Genomic DNA, 16,374 nt, shown 5'->3' with positions numbered 1-16,374 from the left:
CATGAGACTCAAATCCGCCGTCGCCGGTCTGCCCTCGCGCACGGTGACCAACGCCGACATCACCGCCCTCATCGCCGAGCACAGCGCGGCCGGGTTCACCGGCGATCTCGACGACGCCCTGCGCAAGGTGGAGTACTACCTCAAGTACGCGGGCTCGGAATCGCGCCGGTGGCTGGACGAGGGCGAACGCCCGATCGACCTGCTGCGTGCGGCCACGAGCACCGCCCTCGAACAGGCCGAGGTGCGGCGCGAAGACGTGGATCTGCTGATCTACACCGGCATCGGCCGCGGCTTCATCGAACCGGGCGGGGCGTACCACTCCGCCGCGGCGATGGGACTGGACAACGCGCACTGTTTCGACATCCTGGACGCCTGTATGAGCTGGACGCGGGCGGTGCAGGTCACCGAATCCCTGTTCCGCACCGGGCAATACCGCACCGCGCTGATCGTGAACGCCGAGTTCAATCTGCGCTCGGGCGGCGTGGTGTTCCCGCATCTGTTCCATATTCCGAAGGTCGAGGCGCTGGAGTCGATCTTCCCCGCCTACACGCTGGGCGAGGCGGCCACCGCTACCGTGCTCACCGCCGAGGATCACGAGCCGTGGGAGTTCCGTTTCGCGTCGCGGCCCGATCTCGCGCCGCTGTGCAACGTGACCCTCGAGGGCTACGAGGGCTTCTGCGATCCGTCGGACAAGCTGGCCGCGAACGGCGTCGGCTTCTTCACCTCCTACGGCTTCGAGATGCACGAGCACGCCGACGACGGCTTCGAGGTGTTCGAACGGCTCGACCCGCCCGTGGACGAGGTGAAGGCGCTGTTCACGCACGCCTCCAGCAAGCGCTACTGGCAGGGTATGGCCGACAAGGTCGGTCTGGGCTCGGCCATCCACCACGTCTTCGACCGGACCGGCAACGTGGTTTCCGCGTCGGTGCCCGCGGCCATCGCCTCGGCGCTGGAGCAGGGCCTGGTCCGGCCCGGCGATCGGGCCGTCGGCTGGGTCGGCAGTGCCGGAATGTCCTTCGGCGCCTTCACTTTCGTCTTCTGACACGCGATCGGATCAGGTGATTTCAGTGTTGCGACATCTAGCCAAGGCGACCGCGTGCACGGCGCTGGGGGCCGCCGAGTACTCGGTGGCGTGGATTCTGCGCAAGGACGTCGGCGCCGAGCAGCGGCGCGCCGACGCCATCCTGGCGTTCCTGCTGCGCATGGGGCCCATCTACATCAAGATGGGCCAGATCGCGGCCACCCGTTCGGATCTGCTGCCGCCCTCCTGGGTCGACACCCTGCGGGTGCTGCAGGACCAGGCGCCCCATATGAGCCCGGAGGAGTCGCGCGCGGCGCTGGAGCGGGAATTGCGCGGGCCGCTCGAATCCACGTTCAGTTCCATCGATCTGGTCCCGATCGCCAGCGCCTCGGTGGCACAGGTGCACATCGGCACGCTGCCCGACGGTCGCAAGGTCGCGGTCAAGCTGGTCAAGAACACCGTGCCCGAGCAGATCGATCAGAGCCTCACCGCGATCGGCTCGCTGGTGAAGCTCGTGCACCGGGTGACCCCGCAGGTGCGTGAGCTGGGCCTGCCCGATCGCTTCGCGGAGGTGGCGCGGTTGCTGCGGCCGCAGGCCGACATGACCTACGAGGCCCGTCAGCAGCAGCGGATCCACCGGAACTTCAAGTCCCACCCCTACGTGCTGGTGCCCTCGGTGATCCCGGAGCTGGTCACGCCGCGCATGCTGGTCATGGAGTTCATGGAGGGCATCCCCGGAAAGCTCTCGCGCACCGTCGATTTCCCGGACGACCAGCTGGCGCGCCGGCTCCAGGACGTCATCTACACCATGCTGTACATGCACGGGGTCTGTCACGGCGACCCGCATCCGGGCAATGTGCTGTTCACCCCCGACGGCAAGCTCGTGCTGCTGGACTACGGCGTGACGGTGGAGCTGACCGAGGACGAGAAGTGGGGGCTGTCGTCGTTCTACTACGCCTGCACCCGCAAGGAATGGGACATCGCGATCGACCGCTTCACGCGGTACTTCGTCATCGCCGGGGACAGGCTCGAGCGCGAACGCGCCGCCTACGACGCGCAGATGGCCGAGGTCCTGAAGTTCCACTTCGACGTCAGCTCCAGCCAGTGGTCTACCATCTCGTACTTCAACGACGTGAACGCCATTCTGCGCCAGTATGATTCGCGCTACACGACCAATTTCACGAAGGTCGAGCTGGTCTTCCTGTCGTGCGAGGGCTTCGCCACCCAGATCGATCCGGATATCGACATCTGGGCCAATGCCCGCAAGTTCACCGACCGGTACTCGCCGTACATGAACGCGGAGGTGGAGCGGCGATTCGCCGTCGATTTCGAACGGCAGATGCCCGCCTCGCTGGAACTGCGTGACCGCGCCCGCGATTCGCTCGTGGCGCCGACGCACATCGACCGGTATTTCTTCCCCAGCGGGTTCCCGGTGTTCGTGGCCGAGGCGGCCGGCGGCAGTGTCACCGACTACGACGGCAACCAGTACATCGACCTGTCCGGCGGCTACGGCCCGCACCTGCTCGGGTACGCGCATCCGGCGATCAACACCGCCATCACCGAGGGCACCGCGCGCGGCCTGGTCAACGGCATCGGCAATCGCGCCGAGATCGAGCTGGCCGAACTGCTGGTGGACGCCTTCCCGGCGGCGGACAAAGCGCTGCTGTGCAATTCGGGTACCGAGGCGATCCAGTTCGCCATTCGCATGTGCCGCGGCTACCGGCGCAAGAACATGGTCGCCAAGTTCGAGGGCCACTACCACGGCTTCTCCGATCAGGGCATGGTCAGCTCGTGGTTCCGCTTCGCCGGCGACAAGGACCGGCCCGATCCGGTGGCCGGATCGCAGGGCGTCGACCCCGGCGCGGTGGCCAATACCGTTGTGCTGCAGTACGGCGACATCGCGGGGCTGTCCCGGCTGCGCGAGCACGCCCACGAGCTGGCCTGTGTCCTGCTCGAGCCCATGCCCACGTCGGTGGTCGCCCTGCACCGCGACTTCCTGGTCGAATTGCGGCGGCTGTGCACCGAACTCGGCATTCCGCTGATCTTCGACGAGGTGGTCTCGGGCTTCCGGGTCGCCTACGGCGGCGTGCAGGTCATGGCCGACATCCACCCCGACCTGACGGCCCTGGGCAAGGTGATCGGCGGCGGGCTGCCGTGCGGCGCGGTGATCGGCGAGGCGCGCTTCATCGATATGGCCAAGAGCTCGCAGGACCCGTACTACGACTACGAGAACAAGGTCTTCGCGGGCGGCACGCTGAGCGGCAACTCGCTCACCTGCGCGGCCGGCCTGGGCGCGCTGCGGTACCTGCGCGACAACCAGCACATCTACGCCACGCTGGACGAGAACACCGGGCGCCTGGCGGATCTGATGCGCGAGGCCGCCGCGCAGCGTGAGATCGCCTGCCGCATCAATGCCCGCAATTCGATCTTCTCGCTCAACTTCAGCCATCGCGAGGCCGGGCTGTACCGAGAGCGTATGGCGGGCAGCAACTTCAAGGCCACGATCGCGCTGGCGTACTACATGCGCAAGCACCAGGTGTACCTGCCGGAACTGCACAGCTTCCTGATCAGCGCCGCGCATACCATCGAGGATCTCGACCAGGTGGCGCACGCGTTCGAGAAGAGCCTCGACGAGATGCTCGCCGATCAACTCTTCGTCATCTGACCCGCAACCACCTGACTTCCCAAGGAACGCAATGAACTTCATGGTCAGAGAACGCGAGACAACCGAGCGTTTCCTCCCCGGATTGGATGCCAAGCTCGCCGGCATGCCGCTGGATCTGCTGGAATCGGCCGACACCCCGGCCCTGGCGCTGTTCCGCGACGCGGGCGGCACCGGTCTGCTCATCCCCGCCGAACGCGGTGGTAGCGGCGCGAATCTGGTCGAGGCCGCCCGGGTGCACCGGGCGTTGGGCGCGCGGTCGCCCTCGCTCGCCATCGCGGTGAACATGCACTCGTGCACGGTCGCCGCGATGCCGCCCGGCCCGGCGGGCGACATGATGCTGGACATGGTCGCCCAGGCCCGGCTGTACCTGGCGTCGGCCTTCGCCGAGGGGATTCCGGGGGCGAGCGTCGTCACCCCGACGCTGCACGGCGAACGCGTGGCGGGCGGCTGGCGGATCAGCGGCAGCAAGAAGCCGTGCAGCCTGTCCAAGTCCATGGACATCCTGACCGCGAGCGTGCGCCTGCGCCCGGACGGCGCAGACGCCGATCAGCTTGCCCTGGCGGTCATTCCGGCCGCCTCGCCCGGTGTCGAGGTGCGTCCACTGCCCGGCACCGCGATCTTCCCCGGCTCGGAGACCCACGAGGTGGTCCTCACCGATGTCGAGGTCGCCGATGAGGCCGTCTCGTTCTTCGGCGGCGCCGACGACACCCTCAACGACGCGCTCAGCGCGGCCTGGCTGACCTTCAGCGTGCTGGTCTCCTCCTGCTACCTCGGTATGGCCGGCGGGCTGGTCGAGCGGGTCCTGGACGGCCGCAGGGGCACCGCCGCGGACCGGATGACCATGGTCGGCGATCTGGACACGGCCATGGCCGCCATCGAGTCGGTGGCCGCCGACATCGACGGGGGCGCTGTCGATCCCGCCACCGTGGCCCGCGCGCTGCACCTGCGCTTCGCCACCCAGCGGGTGATCGAGCGCACCTCGGCGCTGGCGACCGAGCTGCTCGGCGGCATCGCCTTCATGACCGGCGACTCCGCGCACCTCTACACCGGCTGCCGGGCTCTGGCCTTCCATCCGCCGGCGCGCATGAACATCGCCGAGCCGCTGGACCGATTCGTGGCCGGCGAGCCGCTGATCGTCGCCTGACGCCGCTGTCGCAGAACAGGATCGAGGTGCACAGCCCATGACCATCAACGTCGGGAGCGCGGTCGTCCAGATCGGGCGCGGGCCCACCGGCACCGCGCTGGCACGGCACCTGCTGCCCGCCATGCCGCCCGGATCGCGCTACGTCGTCATCGACCGGGATCCGGCGGCCCCGCGGTTGCCGTTCGGTTCGCCGGAGCCGACCCATCTGATCAACACCCGGGCCGCGAAATCCAGTCTGAACCTGGGTGATCCGGAGGAGTACGACCGCTGGGTCACCGAACAGGCCGCGGCCGCGGGCGAGTCGGTCACCGAGTTCCCGGCCCGGTACTGGTTCGGCCGCTACGTGCGCGACATGTTCGATCGGGCGGTGAAGGAGGCGACGGCGGCCGGGGTCGTTGTCGACGTCATCACCGACGAGGCGGTCGGGGTGCGGGCCGGAACCGGCACCCGCTGGCGGGTGGAGTGCGCGAGCGGGCAGGGCTTCGACGCGCACCGCGTCGTCGTCGGGATCGGCATGCTGCCGCAGGGGGACCCGTATCCCGGGATCACCGGTGCGGCAGGATATTTCACCGATCCATGGCAACTGCCGGAGATCGCGGGCGACGCCCGGGTCGCGGTGCTGGGCACCCGGCTCACCGCCGTCGACATCGCCCTGACGCTGGCCGCGCGCGGGCACACCGGCCCGGTACTGCTGGCGTCGCGATCGGGCCGCCTGCCCCGGCTGCGCGGCCCCGAGACCACCGCTCCCACCCCGCACATCGAGGCGTGCATGGGACGGGCCGCGGCGGCCGGCGCGTTGCGGCTCGACGACTTCGGGCGGGCGCTCATGGCCGACATCGAGGCGGCCTCGCCCGAACCGCCGGACTGGGCCGAGGTGCGTGACGGCGGCCCGACCACCCGGGACCTGCTCGCCCGCGAACTGGCCGAGGTCGAGGCCGGGGTCGAACGCGGCTGGCAGCGCGTCGTCAACGGCGCCTCCCCCACCCTGCTGCCGGCCTGGCAGCTGCTGGTCGAGCCGGATCGGGCGGAGTTCTTCGCCCGGTGGCTCACCCCGCTGCTGGTGCACGGCGCACCCATCCCCGCCGAGACCGCCCACCGGCTGGTCGCGGCCATGGACGCCGGGCGGCTGCGGGTGCGCGCCGGACTGCGCGAGGTCCGGCACACCGGGTCGGAATTCGCCGTACACCTCGATGACACGGTCGAATTCGCCGACGTGGTGGTCAACGCCACCGGGGCCGGTACCGACGCCGTCGCGCTGCGCACCCAACCGCTGCTGGCCGGGCTGCTCGACGCCGGGCTGCTCAGCGCGCATCCGCTGGGCGGCGTGCGGGTGAACGTGGCGACCTTCGAGGCGCTCGACGCCACCGGCGCCCCGGTGCCGGGCCTGCACATCCTCGGCGATCTGATTCGCGGCGCGGTGCTGGTGACCAACGACGTCATCGCCCTGTCCTTCCAAGCCGTGTTGCTCGCCACCGCATTGCGCACGATCGACGACGAAGGAGTCCGACTGTCATGACCACGACGCCGACCCGCGCCAAGGGGCCGATCCTGGCGGTGCTGTGCCTGTGCGTCATCGCGATCTACATGGACGCGATGATCGTCAATCTCGCGCTGCCCAGCCTGGTGCGCGAATTGGGTTCCAGCACCAGCGGATTGCAATGGATCGTGGACGCCTACGCGCTCACCTTCGCCGCCCTGGTGCTCGTGGCGGGCAGCCTCGGCGACCGGTTCGGCCGCCGCGGGATCCTGCTCGCCGGGCTGGTGGTGTTCACCGTCGCCACCGGCGCCGGCGCGCTGTGCGAGAGCACCGAACAGCTGATCGCGGCGCGCACGGTGATGGGCGTCGGCGCGGCGATGATCTACCCGTCGACGCTGTCGATTCTCACCACCGTGTTCACCGAGCGCAAGGAGCGCGCCGCGGCCATCGGCGTGTGGGGCGCGGTGTCGGGCATCGGCGTGGTGCTCGGGCCGATCGTGGGCGGCCTGCTGCTCGACCACTTCTGGTGGGGCAGTGTGTTCGTCGTCGTGGTGCCCGTCGGCGTGGTGTGCCTGGTGCTGGTGGCGCTGCTGGTGCCCGACTCCCGGGATCCGCGGGGGCGCGGGCTCGATCTGCCCGGGCTGGTGCTGTCCACGGCCGGGCTGGGCGTGCTGGTGTACACGATCATCGAAGCGCCGGAACAGGGTTGGCTCTCGGCGCGGACCCTGCTCGGGTTCGCCGGCGCGGCGGTGCTGCTGGCCGGGCTCGTCCGGCGCGAGCTCACCACCCGGGCGCCGATGCTCGATGTGCGCCTGTTCGGCAACCTCCGGTTCTCCGCGGCCTGCGGCATCATCACCATCACGTTCTTCACGCTGAACGGCTTCACCTTCCTGGTGACGCAGTACTTCCAGTTCCTCAAGGCCTACACCCCGCTGGGCGCGGGCGTGCGGCTCATCCCGGTCGCGGTGGCGATCATCATCGGCTCGGTGCTGGGCGGCAAGCTGACCGTCAAACTCGGCACCCGCGCGGTGGTGACGGCCGGGCTGATCCTGATGGGAATCGCCTACGCCTGGTTCGCCTTCGACGACGCGGCGACCGGCTACCCGATCATCGCGGCGCAGATGGCGGTGATCGGACTCGGTATCGGCATGGTCGCCATCCCGGCCACCGAATCGATCATGGGTGTGGTGCCCGCCGCCAAGGCCGGCGTGGGGTCGGCCATGAACGACGCCACCCGGCTGCTCGGCGGCGCGCTCGGCATCGCCGTGGTGGGCAGCGTGCACCACTCGCTCTACACCGGCGAACTGCCCGACGGCAGCGTGCCGGGCGTACCCGCCCCGGTGCTGGAGAGCGCCCGCGATTCCGTGGGCGCGGCCCTGCAGCAGGCGGCCGGACTGCTCGACCGGGGGCAGGCCGGCGCGGCCGAGGCGCTGCGCGTCGCCGTCCAGGACGCGTTCGTGCACGGCTTCCAGATCACCTGTCTGGTGGTGACCGTGGTGTGTGCCGTGGCCGCGGTGATCGCCGCCGCGCTGCTGCCCTCCGGGCCGCCACCACCGCCGGTGACCTCCGACGACTCCGACATCGATCCGACGGACGCGGCCCGGCCCCGAGCCGTGCGCTCCGCGAAGGGTGAACAACAGTGACTACCGCAGGCAAGACCGAGGACCGCTGGCTGCTCTACAGCACCTGTGACGAGGACTCCCGCTCGGAGATGCGGGCGCTCGAGATCGAGAAGAACGACGATGTGCTCGCGGTGACCGGCAGCGGCTGCCGGGCGCTGAGCCTGGTGGTGAACAATCCGCACACCGTCACCGCCATCGACAGCTCCCCCGGGCAGACCTACCTGCTCGAACTCAAGCTCGCCGCCATCCGGCACTTCCCCTACGACACCCTGCTGGAGTTCCTCGGGGTGGACGAATCCACGCGCAGGTGGCGGCTTTTCGAGGAACTGAAGCCGGAACTGTCCGACGGCGCGGTCGCCTACTTCACGCACTACCGCAAGGCCATCGTGGGCGGGGTGCTCCAGGCCGGGCGGCACGAACAGCTGTATGTCCGGCTGGTCGCGCCGGCCATGAGACTGCTGTACGGGCGCGCGATGCGGGACCTGTTCGCCGCCCCCGATCTCGCGACCCAGCGGCGCGTCTACCGCGAGCGGGTCGACGGTGTGCTGTGGCGCAGCATGATTCGCTACGGTTTCACCGAGCGCACGCTCAAGGCCGTGCTCAACGACGATTCCTACAACGTGGTCACCGACGAGAAGTCCTGCGGCGACTACGTGCTCGAGCGGCTCGACCACACCTTCGAGAACCATCTCGCCGGGGAGAACGACTGGGTGTCGTTCATGTTCCACGGCCGCTACCCGCGCCGGGATGTGCTGCCGCACTACCTGCTTCGGGAGAACGTCGAGGCCATTCGCGCCGCGACCACCAAGGTGAACGTGGTGCGCGGCGATCTCATGGAACAGCTGCGCGCGCTGCCGGACGGCTCGGTGGACAAGTTCTCGCTCTCGGACGTCACCAGCTGCATCGACCGCGAGCAGTTCGCGACCCTCATGAAAGAGGTCGTGCGCGTGGCGCGGCCGGGTGCGCGAATCTGCTACCGCAACTTCCTGTCCCGGCACACGCCGGACGCGGATCTGCGGCAGCTGCTGCACCGCGAGGACGAGCTGTGCACCCGGCTCTACTTCGACGACTACGCCTTCGTCTACCAGTTCGAGATCTTCACCGTCGGCGCGGGCAACCGGTAGCGGGGAACGGATCATGGAGCGCTCACTCGACTGGGTGGACGGCAGCGTCCACGCCGTGGACCAGCGCGCGCTGCCCGAGGAGTACCGCATCGTCGTGCTGCGCACGGTGGACGAGGTCATCGCCGCCATCCGCACACTCACCATCCGCGGCGCGCCGGCCATCGGAGCGGCCGGGGCACTGGCGGTGGCGATCGCGGCGCGCACGCACGGCGCGGACATCGCGGCCGTGACGGCCGACATCCGGCGCATCGCGGCCGCCCGGCCCACCGCGGTCAATCTGGCCTGGGCGGTGCGGCGGGTGTCGGAGCGGCTCGAACGGGGACCCGCCGCGGTCCTGGACGCGGCGCTCGCTCTGCTCGACGAGGACGAGCGGGTCAATCGGACCGTGGCCCGGCGAGCGGCCGACGAGGTGCTGACCCTGACCCGCGGGCAACGACTCCGGGTGCTGACGCACTGCAACACCGGCCGCCTGGCGACCGTCGCGGGCGGGACCGCCCTCGGAGCCATTCGCGACCTGGCCGAGCGGGGGCGGCTCGACTCCGTTCTCGCCGGGGAGACGCGACCGCTGCTGCAGGGCGCCCGGCTGACCGCGTGGGAACTCGCCGAAGCCGGTATCCCGCACCGGCTCTGCGTGGATTCGGCGGGAGCCACCGCGATCGCATCCGGCCACGTCGACTGCGTGCTGGTCGGGGCCGACCGGATCACCGCGCACGGGGATGTGGCCAACAAGATCGGCACCTACCCGCTGGCGCTGGCCGCGGCCCGGGCCGGGATCCCCTTCGTCGTGGTCGCGCCCGAGTCCACCGTCGACGAAACCCTCGACGACGCGGGCGACATCGTCATCGAGGAGCGGACCGCCGACGAGGTGACCACCCTGGCGGGGCGCCGGATCGCACCGGAGGGCACCGCCGCCTTCAATCCCGCCTTCGACGTCACCCCGCGCGACCTGGTCACCGCCGTGGTGACCGAGACGCGAACCCTCTGGCCCGCAGCCGGTTTCGGCCTCCCCCACGTTGCCGCCGAGCTCTACCGGCGCGGGTGGATGGACGGCACCGCGGGCAACCTGTCGGTGCGGCTGCCCGGTTCACCGGATCGGGCGGTCATCACCGGCAGCGGACTGAGCAAGGGCGCGCTCACCGCACGGGATCTGGTCCACATCGATACCAAAACCGCTGCGGCGGTCTCGGATCGGGGACCGCGACCGTCTGCGGAGGCATCGCTGCACGCCGCGCTCTACACCGCGCTGCCCGACTGCGGCGCGGTGGTGCACGCGCATCCACCGCACGCGACCCTGGTCGCCGGAATGTCCTACGGCCCGACGATCGACTTCGAGAACTTCGAGATCATCAAGGGTTTCGGCCCGCGCCGGCCGGGACCCTTCGAGCTGCCCGTCCTCACCAATCACGACGACGTCCCGCGCATCGCCGCCGATCTGGCCGAGACGCTGCGACCGGACGGCCCACCCGCCGTCCTCATCCGCCGGCACGGCGCGACGGTGTGGGGCCCGGATCTGGAGACGGCGCGCAACCGGATGGAGTGCCTGGAATTGCTGTGCGAACTACATCTACGAACCAGGGAGCGACGGCCATGACCATCGTGCAGGTGATGCCGGAGGGCGACCGCCACACCGTCATCGAACGAACCACCGACCCCGAGGTGATCGCGACGCTGCTCGCGCCGTACGGAATCACGCTGCGGCAGTGGGAAACCCGGGAACTGGCGCTCGACGCCGGAACCGATCAGATCATCGCCGCCTACCGGGCCGAGATCGACGAGGTCTGCGCCGAAGGCGGCTACCAGCTGGTCGACGTGGTGCGTATGGTCCCGGAGCCCGACAGCGCGCACTGGCGCGAGCTGGCGGTCTCGGCGCGCGAGAAGTTTCTCGACGAACACCGGCACGCCGAGGACGAGGTGCGATTCTTCGTCGAGGGGCGGGGCTGTTTCTACCTCCATCTCGGTGACAAGGTCTTCGCCGTCGTCTGCGAGCGCGGTGATCTGATCTCCGTTCCGGCGGGCACCACGCACTGGTTCGACATGGGCGAACGGCCGGAATTCTGCGCCATCCGCTTCTTCGAGCGCGAGGACGGCTGGGTCGGCGATTTCACCGGCGACCCCATCGGCGGCCACATGCCCACCCTGGACGAACTGCTCGCGTAATCCGCATCCGATCGGCAGGAGTCGCCATGCGACAGCACGTCATTCACTCACGCGCGGCACGGGCCGTCCTGGCCGCGGCCGCCGCCGGCGCGATCGCGATCGGCGGCGCCGCGTGCGGCTCGGACAGTTCCGAGAGCCCCGCGACCACGACCACCACGGTCGCGGCCACCACCACCGCGGCCGCGCCGTCCGCGCCGCCGAGCACGGCGCCGGAGTCCCCAGGTACCGCACCCATCACCACCGAGCCGCCCGCCCGGGCTCCGGAGCCGGAGACCGTCGCGCCCCCGGCGCCGACCCGCGCGCCCCAGGGTCCCGCGACCCAGCCCCCGGCGCCGGAGAAGCCCGCGCCGCAACCGCCCGCGGCCGAAGCTCCGACCCTGCCCGAGCCGGGCTTCGAACCCAAAGCCGGTTACTGATCTCCCGCAGGTCCGTTTCCGATGCACTCGACAAGGAAGAGCATGACGAATTCGACCCGACCCAGTGTGCTGGGCGCCGCCGCCGTCATCACGGCCGCGGCCCTGCTGTCCGCGCCCGCGCCGCACGCCGCGGCCGCCCCCGCCGACGGCGGCAAATCCATCGTGGTCATGGGTGATTCCTTCACGGCCAACGGCGATATCGCCGCCGCGCTGGAGAACACCGCGCCCGGCGCGCAACCCGACTGCTCGCACGGCCCCACCTCGTGGCCGACCCAGCTGGCCCAGAGCATGGGACTGTGGGGCACAACGGATTTCATCGACGCGTCCTGCCGCGGTGCGACGCTGGTGAGCGGCCCCGGGTACACCCTGGTGCACGAGGCCCGCGCCGTCGACGCGCAGGGCGCCTTCGGGCCGCGCACCGAGGCCGTGCTGATCCAGACCGGACTCAACGACTCCTGGGGCGACAACCAGGTCAAGCTGCGCCAGACGCTGCTGAACTGTGTACTCGACGTCATCCGCGGCTGCGGGCCCGAGGCCGCCGCCGAGGGGCGCGCGACCGACTACCGCGGCCTGACCACCGACGAATACGTGAAACGGGTCGAGCCCGTGGTGAATTACGTTCGCTACTACGCGCCGAACGCCCGCATCATCTTCGTCGGCTACCCGGAGATGAACGCCCCCGGTTCGCAGACCTGGTGCGTCAACGTGCTCGGCGTCGGCCAGATCGTGCAGCAGCGTGCGGGTTCGGCGATCGAGCTGTGGAACCGGGTGGATACGGCCCAGCGCGAGGGCGCGCGCCGGCTCGGCGTCGAGTTCTTCGATGCCCGAGCCGTCACCGCGGGCCACGGCCTGTGCACGCCCGAGCCGTGGCTGGCCGGAATCCTCGATCCCGCCAGTGAATTCCTCGGCACGCCGGTGCACCCGTCCACCCGCGGTGACGCCGTGGTGGCCGCCGGGCTGCGGCAGCTGATCGCGGGCTGACCGTGACCCGCGAGATCGCCACGCCCCGGTCGCACGCCCCACCCGCGCCCGGCGCCGCGCGCCCGGCCCTGCCGTCGCTGACGGGCGCGCGGTGGTGGGCGGCGTTCGCGGTGTTCGTCCTGCACGCACTGGTGTTCCTGCCGGTGTATCCGTTCCAGAAGTCGGAGCTGTTCCGGCAACTGCACCAGGCGATTCCGATGCAGCTGGGCGCGGCGGGGGTCACCTTCTTCTTCGTGCTGTCCGGCTTCATCATCTACTGGTCGTTCACGCCGGGCAGCTCGGTGCGGATGTTCTACTGGCGGCGCGTGCTGAAGATCTATCCCACCCATCTCGCGGCGGCCGCGGTCTTCATCCTGGCCGCGTCCGTGCCGCTGTATCGCGCGGTGGTGTGGGTCCCGAATCTGTTCCTGGTGCACACCTGGGTGCCGAAGTGGACGACGGTCGGCGGGCTCAATGTCCCGGCCTGGTCGCTCGGCGCGGAAATCCTTTTCTACCTGAGCTTTCCGCTGTTCCTGCCGCTGGTGCTGCGGATCGGCGGGGGCCGGCTGTGGTGGTGGCTGGGCGGACTGCTGGCCTTCGTCCTCGTCCTGCACACGATCTACTACCTGGGGGCGCCCGGCCCCAAGGGGATCGAGAACGCCTTCGCCCCGCGGCTGCTACCGGGTGAGGATTCACCGCACTACGAGATCCACGCGTCGCAGGCATGGTTCCGGCAGGCGGATATCCCGGTGCCGCAGGCCTATTGGCTCAGCTACTACTTCCCGCTGTCACGACTGCCCGAGTTCTTCCTGGGCGTGCTCGCGGGAAGGCTCGTCCTGGAAGGGCGCTGGCGTCTGACCGACGTGCGGCTGCCGCTGGCCGCGCTGGCCCTCGCGTACCTGGCGACCTGGGTCGTGCCGGTGAACTACAAGATGTCGGCCCTGCTGGTGGGGCCCATGGTCGCGGTCGTGGCGACGATGGCGGCCCGGGATCTGACCGGCCGGGGCGGGCTGAACTCCACCCGCACCATGGTGTGGTTCGGAAAGATCTCCTACGCCTTCTATCTGATCCAGTTCCCGGTGATGGTCTTGATCACCCGCTGGTTCATCGGCGGGCGGCAGTTCGGCCCGCTGGGCTGGCTGGGGTTCGCCACGCTGAGCCTGGTGGTCTCCACGGCCGCGGCGGCGCTGATCTTCCACCGGCTCGACGAGCCGCTGATGCGCAGATTCGCCGGCCGGCGCCGGCCGACCTCACCCGATCCCGCTACCCGGAATACGGAGAACCCATGACGCTCAGTGCATCCCTCGGTCACCCGCGCGACATCGATCTGCCCGGCGCGCGCATCCGGTACTACGAGGCCGGGTCCGGCGCACCGGTGGTGTTCGTCCACGGGCTGCTGGTCAACGCCAACCTGTGGCGCAAGATCGTGCCGGACATCGTGGCCGCCGGCTATCGCTGCCTGACCCCCGATTGGCCGCTGGGCGCGCATTCGATCCCGGTCCCCGACGCCGACCTGACCCCGACCGGCCTGGCCGATCTCATGGCCGCCTTCCTGGACCGGCTCGACCTGAACGATGTGACCCTGGTCGCCAACGACACCGGCGGGGCCATCACCCAGGTGCTGCTCAGCCGCCGGACCGACCGGATCGGGCGGGTGGTGCTCGCCTCGGTGGACTGCTACGAGCGATTCCTGCCGCCGCCGTTCAACGTCCTGCCGCCGCTGGCGCGGATCCCCGGATCCATTCGGCCGCTGACCGAACTGCTGCGCATCCGCGCACTGCATCCGCTGCCGGTGGCCCTGGGCTGGGTGGCCAAACACCAGGTGCCGTACGAGATCGTCGACAGTTACCTACTGCCGAGCCGGAATTCGGCGGCCATCCGCGCGGACCTGCGCCGCTTCCTGCTGACCGCCGACCGGAAGTACACCCTGGAGGCGGCCGCCCGATTCGACAAGATCGATATTCCGGTCCTGCTGGCCTGGGCGCGCGAGGACAAATTGTTCCCGCTGCGGCTGGCCGAGCGACTGGCCGCGGACCTGCCGAACGCGACCCTCAAACTCATAGACGACTCCTATACCGCGAGCCCGGAGGATCAGCCCGAGTTGCTGACCCGCATGATTCTGGAGTTCACTCGCATGTATGACCACTAGCCACGAAAAGCGTTCGCTCACTACACGACTCGCCCTCGAGAGTGCCGCTCGTGAACTGTTCGCCGAGCACGGCTTCAGCGCCGTGTCCGCCGATCAGATCGTCGCGGCGGCGGGCGTCACCCGTGGCGCACTGCAGTACCAGTACGGCGACAAGCGCGGACTGTTCCTGGTGGTGCTCGAACGATTGGAACGAGAGAACAGCGAGGAGATCAGCGTGGCGACAGCCGCCGCGAACTCGGAGGAACCGATCGTCCTGATCGAGGTGGCCCTGCGGACATTCCTCGACATCTGCGTGCGCCCGGAGATGGTGCGCATCGCGCTGTCGGACGGTCCCGCGGTGCTCGGCAGGCAGGCGTGGCGCGAATTCGAGATCCGGCACGGGCTGGGCCTGGTCGTCCCGCCGCTGGAAGCGGCGCGGGCGGCCGGGAGCCTGGCCGATGTCGACATACCCGTTCTGGCCCAACTATTGCTCAGCGCGATCACCGAGGCGGGACTGATCGTCGCGAGCGCCCCCGACCCGGACCTCGCCGCCGACCGCGCCCTGCGGGCGCTGATGGCGATCGTGTCCGGGGTCGTGGGCGGCGTCCCGGTGGGCGAAGCGAGCCGAGTCGACGGCGCCGCGGAGCCCATGCGGTAGCCCCGGCGCCTGCCGGAAAGTACCCGCCGTCAACGAATGTCGACCGCGTTTCCGGCAGCATCCGCTGCGGAGAGGGTGCACTGTGTTTTTCGACGGCGCGGGTGGCCGCATGAGTTATCGAATCTGGCGGTGTGACGGCGACGCCGCCGCCGTCATGGTCTTTCTGCACGGTATCGGGCAGTCCAGTGCCCTCTACCACCGATTCGGCAGGGCGATGAATCGCGGCGGTTTCGAGGTCTGGGGGCTCGATCACGCCGGACACGGGCTGAGCGAGGGCGAGCCGGACACGATGGCGCCGATTCCGACCCTCGTGGCCAATGCCGAACTCTTCCTGGCCATGGCGCACGCGGCGCATCCCCGGACGCCGCTGATCCTGGCCGGGCACTCGCTCGGCGCCGGTGTGGCGCTACTCGCCACCCAGGCCGGCGGAGCCGCCGCGCGGCAGGTGCGGGCCCTCGTGCTGACCGGCACCCCGACCCGCGATGTGATCATGAACTTGCCCGCCCCGCCGATCCCGGCGCTGCTGCTGCACGGGGCCGACGACCACATCGCCGCGATAGATCCGGTACGGCGCTGGGCCGCTCGCTCCGCCGGCGTCCGCTTCCACGAGTTCGCCGATGCCGGACACGATCTGCTTCACGAGCCGGTGCGGGGTGAAATCCATTCTCTGATAGTGGAGTTCGTGCAGCGCGAGGTGGACGGTCTGCGAAAGCCGTTGGAGGCTCGCGCACCGCTGGTCGAGCACGCGCGGCCGAGCTCGACGGGAACGGGGGCGCGCGGGACCGTCCGGGTGGTACGACAAGAGCCGTCGCGCGTCACGTAGCGCACGGTTCGAGCCGTCGTACACCGAGCGGACCCCGATCGACTCGAAAGCGCCGAGAGCACGGGGCGGCGCAGCGGGGTCGCCGTGGGCATTCCGGGTGCGCACACCGCACCCGGGAAGCCGGCGCGGTCAGCGAAGCTGAGTCACCGCAGGGTGCCAGCTGCCACCGCCAGCTGCCA

General features: G+C 69.8%; 14 protein-coding genes. All 14 read left to right on the top strand.

What is annotated here, in order from left to right:
* Position 1: 1 nt before the first annotated feature.
* The 14 genes from ACWIGI_RS20845 (at position 2) to ACWIGI_RS20780 (ending at position 16,195) form a co-directional block, all read left to right on the top strand.
* Positions 2-1,042 carry a 3-oxoacyl-[acyl-carrier-protein] synthase III C-terminal domain-containing protein gene (locus ACWIGI_RS20845; RefSeq protein ID WP_454204064.1) on the top strand — a complete coding sequence of 347 codons (1,041 nt, stop codon included), beginning with the start codon at positions 2-4 and terminating at the stop codon, positions 1,040-1,042.
* Between the two features lie 25 nt (positions 1,043-1,067).
* Complete coding sequence (locus ACWIGI_RS20840) at positions 1,068-3,686, top strand: aminotransferase class III-fold pyridoxal phosphate-dependent enzyme (protein ID WP_454204063.1); 2,619 nt, start codon at positions 1,068-1,070, stop codon at positions 3,684-3,686.
* 31 nt (positions 3,687-3,717) lie between these two features.
* Positions 3,718-4,830 carry an acyl-CoA dehydrogenase family protein gene (locus ACWIGI_RS20835; RefSeq protein ID WP_454204062.1) on the top strand — a complete coding sequence of 371 codons (1,113 nt, stop codon included), beginning with the start codon at positions 3,718-3,720 and terminating at the stop codon, positions 4,828-4,830.
* Between the two features lie 37 nt (positions 4,831-4,867).
* A complete protein-coding gene (locus ACWIGI_RS20830) occupies positions 4,868-6,346 on the top strand; it encodes an FAD/NAD(P)-binding protein (protein ID WP_454204061.1) in 1,479 nt (492 codons plus the stop codon).
* A complete protein-coding gene (locus ACWIGI_RS20825) occupies positions 6,343-7,950 on the top strand; it encodes an MFS transporter (protein WP_454204060.1) in 1,608 nt (535 codons plus the stop codon). The genes ACWIGI_RS20830 and ACWIGI_RS20825 overlap by 4 nt, the downstream gene beginning before the upstream one ends.
* Positions 7,947-9,053, top strand: coding sequence for a DUF3419 family protein (locus ACWIGI_RS20820; RefSeq protein ID WP_454204059.1), 1,107 nt, complete (start codon positions 7,947-7,949; stop codon positions 9,051-9,053). Before ACWIGI_RS20825 ends, ACWIGI_RS20820 begins: the two co-directional genes overlap by 4 nt.
* A gap of 13 nt (positions 9,054-9,066) precedes the next feature.
* A complete protein-coding gene (gene mtnA / locus ACWIGI_RS20815; RefSeq protein ID WP_454204058.1) occupies positions 9,067-10,644 on the top strand; it encodes an S-methyl-5-thioribose-1-phosphate isomerase in 1,578 nt (525 codons plus the stop codon).
* Entirely contained in the window at positions 10,641-11,210 is a 570-nt protein-coding gene (locus ACWIGI_RS20810) for a 1,2-dihydroxy-3-keto-5-methylthiopentene dioxygenase (RefSeq protein ID WP_454204057.1), read from the top strand. The genes mtnA and ACWIGI_RS20810 overlap by 4 nt, the downstream gene beginning before the upstream one ends.
* A gap of 26 nt (positions 11,211-11,236) precedes the next feature.
* Complete coding sequence (locus tag ACWIGI_RS20805) at positions 11,237-11,626, top strand: hypothetical protein (protein WP_454204056.1); 390 nt, start codon at positions 11,237-11,239, stop codon at positions 11,624-11,626.
* A 42-nt stretch (positions 11,627-11,668) separates the two neighbouring features.
* A complete protein-coding gene (locus ACWIGI_RS20800) occupies positions 11,669-12,607 on the top strand; it encodes an SGNH/GDSL hydrolase family protein (RefSeq protein WP_454204055.1) in 939 nt (312 codons plus the stop codon).
* 2 nt (positions 12,608-12,609) lie between these two features.
* On the top strand, positions 12,610-13,875 hold the full coding sequence (locus ACWIGI_RS20795) for an acyltransferase family protein (protein ID WP_454204054.1): 1,266 nt from the start codon (positions 12,610-12,612) through the stop codon (positions 13,873-13,875).
* Positions 13,872-14,735: an alpha/beta fold hydrolase gene (locus ACWIGI_RS20790; protein ID WP_454204053.1), complete on the top strand. Its 864-nt coding sequence runs from the start codon at positions 13,872-13,874 to the stop codon at positions 14,733-14,735. The genes ACWIGI_RS20795 and ACWIGI_RS20790 overlap by 4 nt, the downstream gene beginning before the upstream one ends.
* The gene (locus tag ACWIGI_RS20785) at positions 14,725-15,372 is read left to right on the top strand and encodes a TetR/AcrR family transcriptional regulator (protein WP_454204052.1); all 648 of its coding nucleotides are present in this window, start codon (positions 14,725-14,727) and stop codon (positions 15,370-15,372) included. The genes ACWIGI_RS20790 and ACWIGI_RS20785 overlap by 11 nt, the downstream gene beginning before the upstream one ends.
* 109 nt (positions 15,373-15,481) lie before the next feature.
* Positions 15,482-16,195, top strand: coding sequence for an alpha/beta hydrolase (locus tag ACWIGI_RS20780; RefSeq protein ID WP_454204051.1), 714 nt, complete (start codon positions 15,482-15,484; stop codon positions 16,193-16,195).
* The last annotated feature ends 179 nt before the right edge of the window (positions 16,196-16,374 follow it).

It is taken from the genome of Nocardia sp. NPDC055321 (assembly GCF_053645575.1).
The sequence above is the reverse complement of the archived record's forward strand: the minus strand, read 5'-3'. Positions and strand labels throughout refer to the sequence as shown.

Excerpts from the sequence above, each read along its gene's own strand:
- ACWIGI_RS20845 (WP_454204064.1), top strand. The coding sequence starts at position 2 with ATGAGACTCAAATCCGCCGTCGCCGGTCTGCCCTCGCGCACGGTGACC.
- ACWIGI_RS20835 (WP_454204062.1), top strand. The coding sequence starts at position 3,718 with ATGAACTTCATGGTCAGAGAACGCGAGACAACCGAGCGTTTCCTCCCC.
- ACWIGI_RS20830 (WP_454204061.1), top strand. The coding sequence starts at position 4,868 with ATGACCATCAACGTCGGGAGCGCGGTCGTCCAGATCGGGCGCGGGCCC.
- ACWIGI_RS20825 (WP_454204060.1), top strand. The coding sequence starts at position 6,343 with ATGACCACGACGCCGACCCGCGCCAAGGGGCCGATCCTGGCGGTGCTG.
- mtnA (WP_454204058.1), top strand. The coding sequence starts at position 9,067 with ATGGAGCGCTCACTCGACTGGGTGGACGGCAGCGTCCACGCCGTGGAC.
- ACWIGI_RS20810 (WP_454204057.1), top strand. The coding sequence starts at position 10,641 with ATGACCATCGTGCAGGTGATGCCGGAGGGCGACCGCCACACCGTCATC.
- ACWIGI_RS20805 (WP_454204056.1), top strand. The coding sequence starts at position 11,237 with ATGCGACAGCACGTCATTCACTCACGCGCGGCACGGGCCGTCCTGGCC.
- ACWIGI_RS20800 (WP_454204055.1), top strand. The coding sequence starts at position 11,669 with ATGACGAATTCGACCCGACCCAGTGTGCTGGGCGCCGCCGCCGTCATC.
- ACWIGI_RS20790 (WP_454204053.1), top strand. The coding sequence starts at position 13,872 with ATGACGCTCAGTGCATCCCTCGGTCACCCGCGCGACATCGATCTGCCC.
- ACWIGI_RS20785 (WP_454204052.1), top strand. The coding sequence starts at position 14,725 with ATGACCACTAGCCACGAAAAGCGTTCGCTCACTACACGACTCGCCCTC.
- ACWIGI_RS20780 (WP_454204051.1), top strand. The coding sequence starts at position 15,482 with ATGAGTTATCGAATCTGGCGGTGTGACGGCGACGCCGCCGCCGTCATG.